Raw genomic sequence first — 14568 nt, 5'->3', positions numbered from 1 at the left:
TCTCTTATAGATAGATACCAAAATAATTTGCATTGATGAGTACCATTTCTAACATAGCCCAAGGTATGTATTTTTTGGATGACAAGGATATGTTTATAGAATATGGTGTGGTAGTGGGCGGTGGAAGCAATGATATTCTACGGTGGGCGGAGCGAAAAGAGGTTTATTCTCATGATTGGCTAGACGAGGATGGGCTTGAATATGACCTTGCAAATCCAAAGTACAAGGACAAGCCGATAACGCTTCAATGCTTCATTGTGGCCACGACATATGATCAATTCTGGCGTAGGTATAATCTTTTAAAGGAGGCGTTTGATAAACCCGGTTGGAGAGTCTTAAAATGTAGCGAACTGGATGCTGTGACAGAGGTCTTTTACACCAATATGACTGACCCGAACAGGCCACGAAAAATAAAAGGTTCAACTCTTCTTGCTTTTGGGTTTAATCTAGTGCTCACGTGCAGATTTAGCCGAACTGATCTTCCGACAAACGATCTTTTTTACTTCAAAATAAACGGGGAGACCTTAGAGGTCGAGAATGAACCGTTGTTCGTAAACTAAAACTATAATGGCAAGTACAACCAAAGATATACCAGTTTTGCCTGGCGGAGTCGAACTAGAACAATTAAAAGTTATTGTCGACAATAATGATTTGCCAGCAACAGGCAGCACTTTTTTAGCTCCGGCCACTATTTTTAAAGGAGATAAAGGCGACCCAGGAGATAGCTTGAAGCCCCTTTTTACTACCGACACAACAACGGCTCCGACAGATAACGTGACTTACCAGGCAATGAGGGCAACCAGCCAAACCGGTGACTTGGTATTTTCGAACCTGAAACTGGCTAATGGTAGCGCAGCGCCTTCAATTACGATCACGGAGGCTGAGAGTAATCAGATTTTTCCATTTTTGGTTTATAATTCCTCAACAGACACATGGAGCAAGAGTATTAAGAACGGGTTAGAACTTAGTGAAAGCTTGGATGCGGAAAGCACTGACAAAGCGGAGACCGGCAAATCAGTGTCTGATTACGTTACGGATCGGGTCGTTGCGCAGGATGTAATGTTCAGCAAAGCTTTATACAGCACTGGGGAGATTCAGAAGACGACCACTGCCACAGCAGGTAATGGTACATTAGGGAGCGTTCACGGGGTAAGCGCTGCTATTGGCGTAGTGCCTAAGAAATTTAACGAAGTAACATTCACGTTCATGCAGAGTTCATCAAATCCAGTAACCGAGATAGATATAAAGCTGTTCAAAGGAAAGTCACCAGGCGGCGAATTAATCCTGTCACATAGACAAACAGTAACCGGTATAGCCGCTACTACGGCGTCGCATAAGTTAAATATTGATCCGGTATTATATACCGGGGATATGTGGGTGCAGATCCGAGCCAATAAGCCATTCGCATTTAAACGCGTTTCCCCGGCGGCATTGTTCACGTCAGCCAACGGGTACGCTGCTCCGTCTGTTTCAACGTCGTCCGATTTGAATGATACTACATTCCCCGTTTCTCAATCAGCATTTGATCTCCTGCTGGAATTCAATGTTGTGGATTATGAGGTAGGTATAACTGAGGTCGGCAAAACTAAGCTCGTTGCTCCAGACGATATTTTCGACTATTATTCTATACCGCTGTCGATTTCAAACGGCTATCTAAACAATGCGGGCGTATTCGCTACTTCGGCAAACTGGCGGACTTCCGGTTTCGTCCCCGTGGTTGAAGGTGGTGTTTACAGGCTATTCGGCAACAACAACATAAGTGGTAATAACGCTGCATATCCCGCATGGGGATATAATGAAGACGAAAGTGTAACAACTCAATTATTGCCGCAGCTTGCTGACTCAACATCGGGTACTAATATTGTCATTCCGGCCGGCGTCACGAAAATTAGGGTGTGCTCACATTTGACTGTGCCGCTCCAGCTTCTCGATCTCTCACAGCCTTTTTTAAAGGGAAGCATAGTAGCTACTGGCAAAAAAGTTATTCATAAAAATCTCGTGGTTACCGGTCATTCTATATGGTGGCAGGACGGAAACCCTTACGGAGGCAGCGGGGATAATGCCAGGGGCATTCAAACGCTATTACAGGAGATTTTTGAATTCGATTCTTACACCAAGTATGCTTATTCGGGTAACTCATTAGGGGCGTTAACGATAGGCGACGCATCTTCTATCGCTGAATCAAAAATGTCTTCTTGGATAGCCGTCAGTGATGCTGTATTTATCCTGGACACAATCACGAACGATTTCAAACGCAACATTCCAATAGGCACTATTGATGATTACAATAACAATACCGGTAACCTAACCTACTATGGGGCATTGAGATCATATGCAGATAGGCTGGAAGTTATCTCTCCTGACGCAATCGTAATCTGCACTAATGCATTAGGGCGAGACAACGACGGTTACACATCCACATCTGCCAACACACAAGGTCACACACTTTTGGATTATGAAAAAGCCATACTAACAGTCGCAAAAATGAATAAATGGCGGTTTGTTGATCAGTATAGGTTTGCGCGCATTAATGACGAAAACCTGGACATAACAACCTTAGACGGTTTACACCCCAATGATTTCGGATATACATTAATTCTGGATGCCGGATGGGTGTCAGAGTTTGATAAGATAGGAGCTTTATAAAAGTGAAAAATAAAAATGAATGCAAGTGAGGCGAATAAAAGAAGGGGTAGATGTAGCAATAAAAACCGGCAATTGGGCGCAAAGGAATCCACTTGCATTAGCATTTGTAATAATGATATTCTCGATAGGCAGCACTTGGGTTACCCTTAATAATAGAGATAAAGACAAGGATGCATTGATAGCAAAAAAAGACATTGAAATACACGAATTAAAAAAAGAACTGAAGGAATGGCAAACCATAGTAGTGCCAGCGCTGAAACAGGTCGCACCGCAAATTGCGGAAACAAAGGAAAAGTTAGACTCTATCATAAATAAGAATTGATATGAAAAAAGCATTAGTTCAAGTACTGGTTATCCCTATAATAACGCTTATAGGACTTTTGGTCAACTCGATATTTCCACCCGGCGTAGGTAATGGACAGCACTTTCCGGTTAAAGACAAAGGCCAACCGGACACAGCAATGACTATTGAGCAGGCAAAAGATCTTATTCAAACGGCCGAGAGTAATGCGGACATAGTAAAGGGTATGGAGGCTGCGAGTAAACCTGATGCCCGGCCGCCAAAAAAAACCATGAAGACCGAAGTTAAAGTGGTTGTAAAGAAAGTGCCCGTCATTAAAACCCGCGTCGATACGGTTTATCGCGATTCAGTTTTCGTCAGTAATGGCGTTGGGGTTGACAAGCCTGTCGTGATTTACAAAGCTCCTCCGGTTTATAGTTCAGGAGAAGTCAGGTATCTGACATTTTCTGAGTGGAGAAAAGCGACAGGAGAGAAGTCGGAGAAAAAATACAAAAAATACCTGCAAGATTTAGGTGTAATAAAATAATCAAGATGAGACCATTTATACAAAAAAACTGGCTTTGGCTCCTGGCAATAGTTGTTGCCTGGATTATCGGCTTCTTTATGGGTCGTTCGCAAAGTAAAGTGATTAAAGAGACCAAGTACGTTAAAGGAGCGACGATCGTGGATAGCATTCCGTTTGAAGTCTTGCAGCCTGATCATTCAGAAATCCCAGAGCCGAAAGATTTAACCCCGGATAACCCGAACCTGCCTACAAAAGAAATTATAAGGTGGTTGCCTGGAAAAGACAGTATAAGGGAGGTCATGAGAGAAGTTGATACGTCAGCGATCATCAGCCAATTTGCAACAAAAAATAAGTATTCAAATACCCTTTTCGATAACGATACAGTAGGGCGACTGAAAGTCAATTCAACTGTCCAGTATAACAAACTTCAAGGATTGGGCTATGAGTTCACGCCGGTTTATAAAGAAACTGTAGTAGAGCGCAAGAGAACGTTTACGCCTTTCGTTACCGGGTCTTACAACACAATGAAGCAGGCGGGCGTTGGTGCCGGCATTTATCTTAAAAATGTGGGTGTAGGTGCGAAGATCATGACCGACGTCAAAACTGGCCGGACCGGATACGAGGGTGGTGTTTACGTTAAATTTTAAAACCAATGGCAAGATACAGCGTAGGAAGAATTCCGGACATTCATAAGGGCGACAGCTTCCCTTTGGTTAATATCATCAGTGAAGACGATATGTCGGGTTGGGAAATTGTTGCTGAGATCCTTTACCTCAACATCACCAATTTTAAGACGTTGGAGTTAGTTGAGGTGAGCGGAACCGAGAAAAGGATTGATCCCTTTATTTACGAATTTCCGACCGGAGATTATTCGTTGAGGTTAACATTCACCTCTCCTGATGGTTTCAAGACCACGGCATTTGAGGGATTCTTTAAAGTGGTTCCGGCCAACTCCAATATTGTCAATAATATACCCGGAGTTGATATTAACGTGTCGATTACCGCAGGGGAGGCCTTAGACTTTCAAATAACACCTACGGCTATCGGTGGAGGTTCGGGCGCTGTGAGTAGCGTAAACGGGAAAACTGGCGCGGTGTTGCTGAACAAAGCCGATATATCCCTGGCTAACGTCGACAATACTTCCGATGCTAATAAGCCCGTTTCTACCGCTGTGGCGACGGAGCTGGCAAAAAAGATCGAACAGGAAACGCTAACCTCCTTAGATTCTGCTGTTTTATCTAACAATGTGCTTACCATCAGGTACACTGGCGAAAACGGGGTTCAGCAAAGCAGAAATGTTGACCTTTCCGGATTAGTGACTAACGATATCCATATCAATGACGTCAATTACAATGCTGCGACCAATATATTATCCCTCACTGATAGCGAAGGGCAAGCTTACCAGGTAGATTTAGGTGAATTTAGCCTGTTGGTAGAAATCGACGAGAACGGCGCTGCGAGTTTAACCCAGGAGGGCGTACAGAAGTTGACCGTTAGTCAGGTGGGTAGAACAGGGGAGTGGTCTGATATTAAAAATAAACCAGAAAACATTATCGTACAATCAGATTTATCTGCAGCTTATTTGTTCCTGGATGGCATAAATCAAAATGATCTGGAACTATACTATCCAATGGTCGACGAAAACGATGCGCCTATACTTGCGCCGGACGGCAGCCAGGCAATGGGGGTGAATTTGGAAGTTTGGCTAACGAAACAACTTGCAAGTAGAGGTATTGAAGGAAACTCACCCGAACAGTTACCTACACCCGAATTTGGAACAGCAACAAAAAACTCGACTTCTTTTAGCCTACCCATAACCAATGTGCCGGATGGGGCGATAGTTAACTGGACGGTGAATGATGTTGCTGAAGCTGAAACCGGTACACCTTTATCGAAGTCGGGTTTAACGCCTTCCACGCCATATGAGGTGACAGCCGGATTTACTAAATCAGGCGCAATAGACAGTCCGGTAGCTTCGACAACTATTACTACCGATGCGGATAGTGGTTATGTGGTTGAAAGAAGGTGGTACGTAAATCTAAGGCATCAGTTTGGCAACGACGCTGCTGCACCATGGAGTAACGTTAGATTTGATCAAACTGGCCCTGTGAATGTGAATCCCTCTTTAGGAACCGGAGCGATAGGTATTAGCCAACAATCTGCTTTTAATGGCGGTACGGCGAGCGTAGGAAGCCCAACATCACCACTATACGCTACAGAAATTATCAATACAGGTTGGGAGTTCCAATCAGGAGGCGCAACGCTCAGGTTGAGTAATCTTACCACTGGAAAGTACTATCAAATTTATGTCGGGTCGTGGAGTAATAGTAACGCAAGTCAAAAGGCGAGCATTACGGTTGCGGGAGAAAACAAGGTCAAACCCAACTATCAGACGTGGGGCACAAGCGGAGAGAATGAGTTTTCCAGCGTACTATATTCAATATTTAACAATAAGCAACCGAGCAGCGGAAACATTGACATCACTCTACAGGCGGTTGATTTTTACAACAACTTCGTTGAGACATTAATCATTGAGGAAAGCTCCGTGCCTAAACCATGATACCAGTAAAACCAGGAAAGATATTATTGAGCGCGAGAGCGCCGCAAACCAGCTTACTCAAGGTAACGCTCAGTAGCAGCGATCCTGTTACTGCGGCTATCCCCGCAATGAAATACAATAAGCAAAAGGTAGTAATTATTGATTGGGATGATGCGCTCTATGGTGGCTGGCAGGCTTTGAAAGCCTCGGGCATCACTTTTACGGATGGCGCCGGAAATAACCGGCTATTTGCCGGGGCATTAGCTATGAACGGAAATTATACTGTTCCGACCGCCACATTGCTGCAGATGATCGCTGACGGCTGGGATTTATCGAACCATTCAACAACGCATCAACCTTATGTCGATGAAAGTAGCGTGTTGGGGGTTCACAATGAAGTACTAAACGATACCGGTTACCGCTTTGGCGCGGGTGTAGTTCCGACGAATTACGCCGGGTATCATGCAGCCTTCGAAAACCTGGGTTATATCGCCTCCGATACACAAAATGCCGGTCAGTCTGGTAATTGGGACGGTTATACCGAATGGCCCACCGAATACACAGACGGAAACATAAACACTGTTCCAGATCAGCGGTTCTATGTGGTAAAAAGAGACTTCGTTAATGATTGGCTGACGGATGATCTCTCAGTTTACACTAACAAAATAACAGGATCGATTAATCTTTTAATCATCGGGTGCCACGAGTTCAACCAGGGGGATGATAGGAGGGTAGCTTTTTTAAATTGGGTTAACCTTCTAAAAACCCAGCTAGGTGACACGCTAATCTTTTGCTCGCTCCGGGAATACCTGGAATATGTGTACGTGAAGAACCATGCAGTAGTGACGCAGGAGCAATCAGGTAGTAAGTTGAACATAGATATTGACTACACGGCCATTCCAGACGCATTCAGCTGGCAGGACATATCATTAACACTCCCAGCTGGCCGGATACAAACAGTAACGTGTTCCGATAACAACTACAGCCTATCGTATAATTCCGGCACCGGGCTTATTAATTTATCAAAACGTAAAACAAATTGGTCATGAAATTGACAATAGACACTGAAAAAATATCGCTAGCTGATGTGCTGAGCTTTTTAAAGCAATACGAGGTTGCGGAGAAACCGCCAGTAATAGATCCCGGCCCGATCATTGAGGCCGATCCGGTAATCGAGCAGCCGGATAATAAAGGCATTGAATCGTTTGTAGACGCTTATTATAACTCTCAGAACGTTATAGGTGACGCCAACGGGGTGGTGATGATCAAAGGCATTAAAGGCCCTGATCTGCCTTATGTGGGCGTCTCAAAACCTACCTTAGCGATGCCGTTTGTAAATAACGAAGAAGTGATTTTTCTGAACCAGCCAAACGCCAATTATAAGAAGCTGACGCGGGACAATAACAATCCATTCCCGGAACCTCACGAGGCCACAATTGTTTTTCGAAAAATGCCCGGAACAAATTTCGAGGCTATAATGAGCGGGTGGGGTATTCCTTACATCGCCTTTACTGATGATAACATAAGAGGCGGAAACTCTGCTGCAGCTTTGAAAACGAAAGCGTTTCCGAACTACTTTGAGCTGTCTTATATCCATGCACGTTTTGATACAGACGGGGTTACGATTTGGTTGAACGGTGTCAATAAAGGCAAAATTGGAACCAGCAGTCAAAGCAAGCGCCTGGGCTACGGTGTAGGTATTGAGACGAACTCAACAGACTACAACTGGTTAGCTACGATGTTTATTGATAACGGGATGAAGGATGAAGCCAGGGAGACATACTTCAAAACCATCGAGCGCGAATACAAAATCGGATCAATCCCTGATCTGCCTTACGCATCGGACATCAGGATTATAGGCAGCAGGGGCACCTTGTCGGCCTATTACACATACAACGGAACCGCTGCAGAAGATAAAAGTAAAGTGGAGTATCAATGGTGGCAAATGGTTTCGGGCTTGGGGAATCAGAAAATGATCAGCACGGCATCCAGCGTGCCGGCGCAAAAAGGGTTGAAGGTGTGTGTTAAAGTAACCGACGTTAAAGGGCGCAGTTGGATGTTTATTTCAGGACAGTATAATTAATTATTATGAAAACGTCTCAAAAAGGGATTGACTTCCTCATTAACGAGGAAGGATTAAGATTGAAGCCTTACTACGATAGTGTTGGAGTGCCGACCATCGGTATCGGCTCAACCATGTATGAAAATGGGCAAAAAGTAAAAATCACAGATCCGGCGATCACAAAAGACCGGGCAATACAGTTGTTCAAAAATACCCTCGTAAAATACGAGGACGGGGTTAATAAAGCAATTACCAGGGAAATTAATCAAAATCAATTCGACGCATTAGTAAGTCTTTGTTATAACATAGGCGTTGCTGGCTTTGCTGGCAGCACGGTCGTCAAAAGAGTGAATGCAAACCCTTGCGATCGCACCATTGAGGACGCATTTAAGATGTGGCGCAATGCGGGTGGTAAACCGATATTATTGAACAGGCGGGTGAGGGAGGCGAAATTATATTTTTCATAAGTGTACTAAACATCACTGTTTTTATGCTTTATGCAACTAAACGGTACGTTTTTTTGTTTATTTATTATCTAATTATTCTCTTTTTATTATTTTTACACGTCTTTAAAGCAAATAGTCGCGTGTGAAAAATAAATACCTATCTAATAATCAATAACTTATGTTCTCGAATCTTTATATTGATACTAGCGGCGGTCTTATCGATTTCGCAAATTATTCTAAAGACGAAGGAGAGATGTATATAATGGCGGAAAAAGCTTATAAAAAAGGTAGAGCCGATGCCGAGGCGGATCGAATGAAAATGGCGCAGGCTCTTTATAAGCGGGCATTTGAGAACGTTACTAAAATAACAAAAACCCTGGAGAAGAAAGCTGAAAGCTTGAACATTGAAATTAAATCATTTCACCTTAAGATAACTTCATGGGATGATGTGTCTAGTATTATCACCGTGAACATTGATGATTACGCCGACGATAAAATTGAAGGACTTTTTGACGTGGCTTTCGATTTATGCGAAGAATATAATGATGATGCCTTTAATTGGTCTTATGCAATAACTTATCATTCTGAGGATATAAATATAGGCAAACTTATTACTGACGGATATAGATATAAATATGAACCACCTATTGCACGCCAAGCATAATAAAGACGCCTGCGACTACCTTTTCGAGAGTAAAAAATTCCCAGATTGGGTTGTTACGACTGCTTTTTATTGTGTCATGCATTACTGTAATTCTGTGCTATTCCCTTTAACAGAATCGGGTGTTGAATACCCTGACTTGGAAACATACTTTCACAAGCATAAAAGACAGACAGATACAAAGCATAGCATGACGTTATTTCTAGTTAAAAAGCATCACGGTACTATTGGGTGGCGGTATAAGCAACTTAAAGATACGGCTCATACTTCCAGATATCATGATTATGAGATTGATCACAAAGTTGTTAAGACTATGCGGAAAAATTTACAAGTAATTGAAGATTATTGTTCGCCGATTTGTAAATCTAAAATGGATTCGTGACGTCGATAATAATGCTAAGATGGTTTTTCCTTTAACCTTCAGCGTTTACAACCGCTTCCAAAATTCTGCTACTTACACTTTCGCTAATGTCGCTATTTTCAATAGGGAAGATCCGCCAGCCGCCTATGCCTTTTGTGACCATGGCTTCGTGCTTACCATTTATCATTACTTCATAAGTTGACAACGATCCTTTTTGCATAGCCAGGATGACACCCGGTAGATCATGGATAATTATTTCTCTGTTCATGTTGGTTGTTTTTACAAGAATACAAATATTTATAATCAATATCTCGTCATTTTACTGGCTCCAAAATCGCCTTCCTCAGCGCCACCAGCATATCAAACCTGCAACTAGCTACCAGGTCGCTCATTTCTTTGTTCTTGAGCAACTCGATATTATCGGCCACGAACTTGGGTGCATCATTGTGTGTAGTAGCCGCGTCGATCTTGACTGTTTTCGGAATATTGATTCCTGAAAAGAATTTGTCGAGCTGAGATATTTCTACTTGCGATGGTCTCATTTTGAAAAAACAATTGAAAATGCTAATTTAGTGATAGGAAATTAAAGTTTAAAACTTGTCCCCGGTAATCTTGCCGGGGGCTATTTATTCAAATGATTTTCATAAAAAAGTTAGATGTTAAGCTTCGGTAGTCTTGCCGGGGCTTTCTTTTATTCCAAATACCTCACCAACTGGTCAGCAACTTCCTGATTATATCCTTTTTGAGTTGAAAACTGCCATGTCTCGCCAACTTTGATCAGGCAGCCAACATAGTACATCCCCTTTACTCCGTTCTTTGTCTGCTCTCTCATAAGATGATACTGCTCGGCCCCGCCTCCGACTACGTCAGACAACTCAAAGTCATATTCCTTGCCTTCGTATGTAATCTTTACTGGGATTTCTTTCATAATGGTAGATTCAGAGGATTCTCGTTAGGCGCTGGGCGGCTGGGGTCACTAGATGTCCGGAAGTTTTTGTCTACTACGTATGCATCCATTTCATGTTCACGGACTTGATGATGAGCGATTTGTTTTATTTGTGTATCCGTCAGATCTCCAAGCCATAGTTTAGAGAGGTCATCGTCCAATATCAGCGGCATTCGCTTTTTGCTGTTGTGGATCTCTGCCATTAAAGCGTTCGCTGCCGTTGTACAGATTGCGAACGTCACAGCGACATCATCTGTCTGGTAGTCAACCCACATATTGTAGATTCCGGCCATGAAAAAGTAGGGCCGGTCTTTTAAATAAATAAAATGAGGCACTTTGTCAGTCGATTTGAGGGGTTGTCCATTCTTACCAATTTTAGGCACGTGCTTCCACTCATAGAACCCGCTTGATAACACCAGGCACCTGTTGGCGACATGGTTCTTGAACATCGGCTTTTCCTGGAGTTCTTCGGCGATAGCGTTCAGCGTTGTTACCGGCGGGTGATACTTTCCTTTTGTGTCCTTGTAGCCTCCTCTGAAATTACTTACGTCATCATAGTTTTTAAGATAATTCGGAAGAAAGCCCCATTCCATGAGTCCGTTAATATACTCATCGTTTATGCCTTTGTACACAACCGGCCATTCGGGGTAGTCGAATCCGCTGGCAACGGGCCTATTGAACTCAACGGATCTTATTTCAATATCATCCAACTGTAAGGTTTGCGGGCTATGATAGGAATTGTAATAACACATTTACTTGATGTTTTGAATATGCTTCAAAAGCTGCTGGTTAATCTCATCCAGAATCTCGCTATCAATCTCAGGAAAATCGTCATCAACAATGTACATGCCGGTATCGTGGTCTTCAATAAGCATGGTGACGATCGATCCTTTTTTTGGGTGCAAAAGGTAAACGTGAATTAGGCCAGTGGGCATAATGCCGTCAATGTCTTTTCCGTAATCGTAATTGAGACTGGCGTAGTAGGCATATTCGCTGTCAGCCAGCTCGAAATATAAGTGGCCGTGGTTCCGAAGGTTTATTTTGTCCATAAGGCTAATTTACTACCTTAGTGACTTTATGGGCCAAAATATCGGCAAAAAAATGCATAAAGTTTAGAGAATCTAATATACATCACTATAATAAGCTATTATCGAATCCTGTCTTCCCGACAGAAATTAAACGGCATCATTTGATACAAGTGATGCCGTTTTTTCGTTTAATTCCTTTTCTCGCCCGGCTGGCTCTAGCGCCGGTCAATTACTATTTTTTTCTGTTCAAATCGTCCAAACTTTAATCAGCCTTCACCAGGGAAATGTGCAATGACGTTCCGTTAAAATGGAGAGGTCGTGACGTATTGTGGTGCTAAGAGTGAGGTGCTGAGGGACATGACGCCTTCAAAGAAAAAGATAAACAAGGAGCGATCCGCCTGACCGATAGCCGGTCGGTTTTTTCAGACGCCCGTTATGCGATTGATTATCAACCGGATTTGTGACAAAATTTTTGTGACAATTTGAAACTGTCACAAAAATTTTGTCACAGATTTTTTTTTGATCAGAGCAAACGGTCGGCATGAAGGCCATCAGCAACACCCTCCAATGAGCGCAACAGGAGCTGGGCCCGCGGATAAATGTGCTGCGCAGCGGCGGATGTTAGCTTCAAACTGCAGACCTTAACGGCCCGGCAAAAGGTGCGCTGGCCAACAAGGTTGTTTTGCGGCACGGATAATTGTTAATGATTTTGAAAAGCAGGGAGGTGTTATTTGAAATGGCTATCCGGTGTAGCCTCAGTTCCGGCAGAAGAATAACTATCAGCTTTTGTACTTAACTTCAATAATAGATTTCCAATCAACAACGGTTATTGGCGGTCGGGATGCTAATTCCCAAACGGCAGAAAGCCCCAAAACGTTGTACGTCACTTTAACGAACACCCTACGAATATTAACTATGGTTGACAGAGAACGAAGAAAGAACCTTGCATTCCATTTGCGACACTTATCGGTGGGACTAATTTCTAATGATGACTTTGAGAGCGACGTTATGGACGACGTAACCAATGGTTGGTTACCTGAACAATATTACAGAGCAAATGAAGCAAAGTTTGATGACCCTATTATTCAAACAATGTTAGAACTTAGTTGGGGATTGTATGATGACACACGAAACCATAAATTAAAGGACTCTGACAAACTACCTGATGAAAGTTTAAAAGTTATAGCAAGATGCATTTTATTTCTCCATTCAGACCAGGAATATAAATGGCCATACTTTCACGCGAATAATCCTATATTAAGATTTTCATTTAAGGAACTGGTCATTTCTATTTTAACACTTGGACAATATTATAGAAGCAAACGTAGCGAGCAAAAAAAATCTTATTTAGAATTTCAAAAGTTAGGCAACTTTGACGTCTGGCCTTTTATGACAGAATACGGCTATCAAAGACAATTGGCAAAACAGCCGTTTTTTAACGGAAAACAAACCGTTTACGACAAAATTTGAAGTGGACAAAGAACTGTATGAAAGGAAAGACGCTTCATAACCCGCTTTTGCCTCGCGGGTGACATGCAAACCTGAGTTTTGTGCTTGTATTCAGGTTTAGCCCTTATTTGCTAACTTTATCCCACGAAACCGGCCCTGACAAAAAGCCCGAAAAACGTTACTCGTAATAAATTGACGACAGTTCACTCCTAACAAGATATGCAACGCAAATACAAACTGACAACTTAAATAAAACGACTATGAAAAAAATGATCTTCTACATTTTGATTGTTGGATTTTTTGTAGCAACAAACTATTGTTGCACAAAAAAATACTGTACAGGCTTTGACGACCTTCAAGAAATAAAACTTGTCAACTTTTCAGCTGGCGATGTGGACAGTATTACAGTTGAAACTTTTCCGGGTGGTTCAAATTTTACTAATCGAATGGACAGTTTATTTACAACTGCGCGTGGAAGGGCAGCCGGAGATACAGAATTGATGATTTTTATGCCCGAAAAAATCAACAGGAACTATGAATATAAAATTACGTTGTTGAGCACTGGACAAGTTTACAATCTGTCAAACTTTGAAATAAGGGAGGAAGAATGTAATTACAAATCTGACAAATACAATGTGCTTGACAGCTACATTTTGAATGGACGAAAACAATCTGGCGGTTCCCTGACCATTTCACAATAGAACGGAAAATATTTTAGATCAAAGAAAAAATTGGAAGCACGAATCGTAAACATGCTATTTCAATCAGTGGCCGGATAAGCAAATAGGCTCAAACGTAGAATTCTATTTAGCTTTCATTCAAAACGCGGCTGAGGAATAAACATTGCCGCCTCATCGTCGATAAAAATGCTGGCAACTATATTTAATTCTTACAGTCCGACCTATGCTCACAAAAAGATAAAGCCAGTAAAAGGGCGTAACGAACGCCCTGAAATTATTTATTAATCAGCTTTTCCAGCTTCTCGATCATTTCCCTTTGCTGTTGCAACATACGCTCGTACAACTCAATCATCTTGTCAACCGGATTAAAAGAGGGCTGATAACTAAATCCGGATGCCACCGCATTATCTTTAATCTTGGAAGGAATATGTATTTGCAATCACATTCACCGCCTGTTCCTCATCAAAATTCTGAATAGCTTCCACCGGCACTTTTAGTATAGCAGAGATCTGTTGGAGCAGGGGAGTGTCAATGGTTTCTTTTTGTTCCAGCAGGGAAATCTTTTGCTGGTTCCAATCATCGCCCAGGTCGGCGGCCAGGGCGTCTTGTTTGATACCCAGCATTTCGCGGAAACGTTTCAGGTTGCGGCCTTCGTGTATTTTACTGTTTGGCATAGCGTTACTCATTGTAGTAATCATAGGGCAAATCTAATTTAATTATATCACATTATTGCAGAGCGACCGCGCGAAGAAACCTACCAGCTCGTGGTGTGCAACCCGGACGCAGATACCTGGTCGCTTACCTTAGCGCAAAAAAAATTAAGCGGCACCATTTTGGACACAAGCGATGCCGTTTTTTTGTGCAATTCTTTTTACCTGCCGGCCGGGTCCATCGAACCAACACTTTCCAAAACGCATCATAACGGTCGGATGTTCTGCTTCATC

The 14568-nt window shown here is 42.5% G+C and carries 19 protein-coding genes; 12 read left to right on the top strand and 7 right to left on the bottom strand.

Annotation, left to right across the window (positions count from 1 at the left end):
* The first annotated feature begins 35 nt into the window (after positions 1 to 35).
* The 10 genes from ACU37H_RS02330 (at position 36) to ACU37H_RS02285 (ending at position 9163) form a co-directional block, all read left to right on the top strand.
* On the top strand, positions 36 to 560 hold the full coding sequence (locus tag ACU37H_RS02330; RefSeq protein ID WP_472702751.1) for a hypothetical protein: 525 nt from the start codon (positions 36 to 38) through the stop codon (positions 558 to 560).
* A 7-nt stretch (positions 561 to 567) separates the two neighbouring features.
* Positions 568 to 2646, top strand: coding sequence for an SGNH/GDSL hydrolase family protein (locus ACU37H_RS02325; RefSeq protein ID WP_472702750.1), 2079 nt, complete (start codon positions 568 to 570; stop codon positions 2644 to 2646).
* A 19-nt stretch (positions 2647 to 2665) separates the two neighbouring features.
* A complete protein-coding gene (locus ACU37H_RS02320; protein WP_472702749.1) occupies positions 2666 to 2968 on the top strand; it encodes a hypothetical protein in 303 nt (100 codons plus the stop codon).
* Between the two features lies 1 nt (position 2969).
* Positions 2970 to 3473 carry a hypothetical protein gene (locus ACU37H_RS02315; RefSeq protein ID WP_472702748.1) on the top strand — a complete coding sequence of 168 codons (504 nt, stop codon included), beginning with the start codon at positions 2970 to 2972 and terminating at the stop codon, positions 3471 to 3473.
* A 5-nt stretch (positions 3474 to 3478) separates the two neighbouring features.
* Positions 3479 to 4099 (top strand): hypothetical protein, encoded by a 621-nt coding sequence (locus ACU37H_RS02310; protein ID WP_472702747.1) that lies wholly within the window; start codon positions 3479 to 3481, stop codon positions 4097 to 4099.
* A gap of 5 nt (positions 4100 to 4104) precedes the next feature.
* Positions 4105 to 6012, top strand: coding sequence for a hypothetical protein (locus ACU37H_RS02305; protein ID WP_472702746.1), 1908 nt, complete (start codon positions 4105 to 4107; stop codon positions 6010 to 6012).
* Complete coding sequence (locus tag ACU37H_RS02300; protein ID WP_472702745.1) at positions 6009 to 7040, top strand: hypothetical protein; 1032 nt, start codon at positions 6009 to 6011, stop codon at positions 7038 to 7040. The genes ACU37H_RS02305 and ACU37H_RS02300 overlap by 4 nt, the downstream gene beginning before the upstream one ends.
* Positions 7037 to 8074, top strand: coding sequence for a hypothetical protein (locus ACU37H_RS02295; RefSeq protein ID WP_472702744.1), 1038 nt, complete (start codon positions 7037 to 7039; stop codon positions 8072 to 8074). The genes ACU37H_RS02300 and ACU37H_RS02295 overlap by 4 nt, the downstream gene beginning before the upstream one ends.
* 5 nt (positions 8075 to 8079) lie before the next feature.
* Entirely contained in the window at positions 8080 to 8520 is a 441-nt protein-coding gene (locus ACU37H_RS02290; protein WP_472702743.1) for a lysozyme, read from the top strand.
* A 157-nt stretch (positions 8521 to 8677) separates the two neighbouring features.
* Positions 8678 to 9163, top strand: coding sequence for a hypothetical protein (locus tag ACU37H_RS02285; protein ID WP_472702742.1), 486 nt, complete (start codon positions 8678 to 8680; stop codon positions 9161 to 9163).
* 410 nt (positions 9164 to 9573) lie between these two features.
* On the opposite strand, the gene ACU37H_RS02280 is transcribed toward ACU37H_RS02285, so the two are convergent.
* The 5 genes from ACU37H_RS02280 to ACU37H_RS02260 all read right to left on the bottom strand — a co-directional run bounded on the left by ACU37H_RS02280 (position 9574) and on the right by ACU37H_RS02260 (position 11516).
* Positions 9574 to 9789: a hypothetical protein gene (locus tag ACU37H_RS02280; RefSeq protein ID WP_472702741.1), complete on the bottom strand. Its 216-nt coding sequence runs from the start codon at positions 9787 to 9789 to the stop codon at positions 9574 to 9576.
* A gap of 46 nt (positions 9790 to 9835) precedes the next feature.
* Positions 9836 to 10063 carry a DUF6965 family protein gene (locus ACU37H_RS02275; protein ID WP_472702740.1) on the bottom strand — a complete coding sequence of 76 codons (228 nt, stop codon included), beginning with the start codon at positions 10061 to 10063 and terminating at the stop codon, positions 9836 to 9838.
* A gap of 149 nt (positions 10064 to 10212) precedes the next feature.
* The gene (locus tag ACU37H_RS02270; protein ID WP_472702739.1) at positions 10213 to 10449 is read right to left on the bottom strand and encodes a hypothetical protein; all 237 of its coding nucleotides are present in this window, start codon (positions 10447 to 10449) and stop codon (positions 10213 to 10215) included.
* Positions 10446 to 11219: an SOS response-associated peptidase gene (locus tag ACU37H_RS02265; protein WP_472702738.1), complete on the bottom strand. Its 774-nt coding sequence runs from the start codon at positions 11217 to 11219 to the stop codon at positions 10446 to 10448. The genes ACU37H_RS02270 and ACU37H_RS02265 overlap by 4 nt, the downstream gene beginning before the upstream one ends.
* Positions 11220 to 11516: a hypothetical protein gene (locus tag ACU37H_RS02260; RefSeq protein WP_472702737.1), complete on the bottom strand. Its 297-nt coding sequence runs from the start codon at positions 11514 to 11516 to the stop codon at positions 11220 to 11222.
* 765 nt (positions 11517 to 12281) lie between these two features.
* Between ACU37H_RS02260 and ACU37H_RS02255 the strand changes: the two genes are divergently transcribed.
* Together ACU37H_RS02255 and ACU37H_RS02250 are read left to right on the top strand one after the other, a co-directional pair.
* Positions 12282 to 12965: a hypothetical protein gene (locus ACU37H_RS02255; RefSeq protein WP_472702736.1), complete on the top strand. Its 684-nt coding sequence runs from the start codon at positions 12282 to 12284 to the stop codon at positions 12963 to 12965.
* A gap of 239 nt (positions 12966 to 13204) precedes the next feature.
* Entirely contained in the window at positions 13205 to 13645 is a 441-nt protein-coding gene (locus ACU37H_RS02250; protein ID WP_472702735.1) for a hypothetical protein, read from the top strand.
* 253 nt (positions 13646 to 13898) lie between these two features.
* Here ACU37H_RS02250 and ACU37H_RS02245 read toward each other — a convergent pair whose 3' ends face one another.
* Together ACU37H_RS02245 and ACU37H_RS02240 are read right to left on the bottom strand one after the other, a co-directional pair.
* Entirely contained in the window at positions 13899 to 14024 is a 126-nt protein-coding gene (locus ACU37H_RS02245; RefSeq protein ID WP_472702734.1) for a hypothetical protein, read from the bottom strand.
* Positions 14025 to 14034: 10 nt separating this feature from the next.
* A complete protein-coding gene (locus ACU37H_RS02240) occupies positions 14035 to 14322 on the bottom strand; it encodes a helix-turn-helix domain-containing protein (protein ID WP_472702733.1) in 288 nt (95 codons plus the stop codon).
* Positions 14323 to 14568 lie beyond the last annotated feature (246 nt).

Source organism: Niabella sp. ZPM-14 (genome assembly GCF_055693045.2).
This window is presented reverse-complemented; position numbering and strand designations above follow the sequence as displayed.

Coding starts and splice junctions, on each gene's coding strand:
- ACU37H_RS02330 (WP_472702751.1), top strand. CDS start 36: ATGAGTACCATTTCTAACATAGCCCAAGGTATGTATTTTTTGGATGAC.
- ACU37H_RS02325 (WP_472702750.1), top strand. CDS start 568: ATGGCAAGTACAACCAAAGATATACCAGTTTTGCCTGGCGGAGTCGAA.
- ACU37H_RS02320 (WP_472702749.1), top strand. CDS start 2,666: ATGCAAGTGAGGCGAATAAAAGAAGGGGTAGATGTAGCAATAAAAACC.
- ACU37H_RS02315 (WP_472702748.1), top strand. CDS start 2,970: ATGAAAAAAGCATTAGTTCAAGTACTGGTTATCCCTATAATAACGCTT.
- ACU37H_RS02310 (WP_472702747.1), top strand. CDS start 3,479: ATGAGACCATTTATACAAAAAAACTGGCTTTGGCTCCTGGCAATAGTT.
- ACU37H_RS02305 (WP_472702746.1), top strand. CDS start 4,105: ATGGCAAGATACAGCGTAGGAAGAATTCCGGACATTCATAAGGGCGAC.
- ACU37H_RS02300 (WP_472702745.1), top strand. CDS start 6,009: ATGATACCAGTAAAACCAGGAAAGATATTATTGAGCGCGAGAGCGCCG.
- ACU37H_RS02295 (WP_472702744.1), top strand. CDS start 7,037: ATGAAATTGACAATAGACACTGAAAAAATATCGCTAGCTGATGTGCTG.
- ACU37H_RS02290 (WP_472702743.1), top strand. CDS start 8,080: ATGAAAACGTCTCAAAAAGGGATTGACTTCCTCATTAACGAGGAAGGA.
- ACU37H_RS02285 (WP_472702742.1), top strand. CDS start 8,678: ATGTTCTCGAATCTTTATATTGATACTAGCGGCGGTCTTATCGATTTC.
- ACU37H_RS02280 (WP_472702741.1), bottom strand. CDS start 9,789: ATGAACAGAGAAATAATTATCCATGATCTACCGGGTGTCATCCTGGCT.
- ACU37H_RS02275 (WP_472702740.1), bottom strand. CDS start 10,063: ATGAGACCATCGCAAGTAGAAATATCTCAGCTCGACAAATTCTTTTCA.
- ACU37H_RS02270 (WP_472702739.1), bottom strand. CDS start 10,449: ATGAAAGAAATCCCAGTAAAGATTACATACGAAGGCAAGGAATATGAC.
- ACU37H_RS02265 (WP_472702738.1), bottom strand. CDS start 11,219: ATGTGTTATTACAATTCCTATCATAGCCCGCAAACCTTACAGTTGGAT.
- ACU37H_RS02260 (WP_472702737.1), bottom strand. CDS start 11,516: ATGGACAAAATAAACCTTCGGAACCACGGCCACTTATATTTCGAGCTG.
- ACU37H_RS02250 (WP_472702735.1), top strand. CDS start 13,205: ATGAAAAAAATGATCTTCTACATTTTGATTGTTGGATTTTTTGTAGCA.
- ACU37H_RS02240 (WP_472702733.1), bottom strand. CDS start 14,322: ATGATTACTACAATGAGTAACGCTATGCCAAACAGTAAAATACACGAA.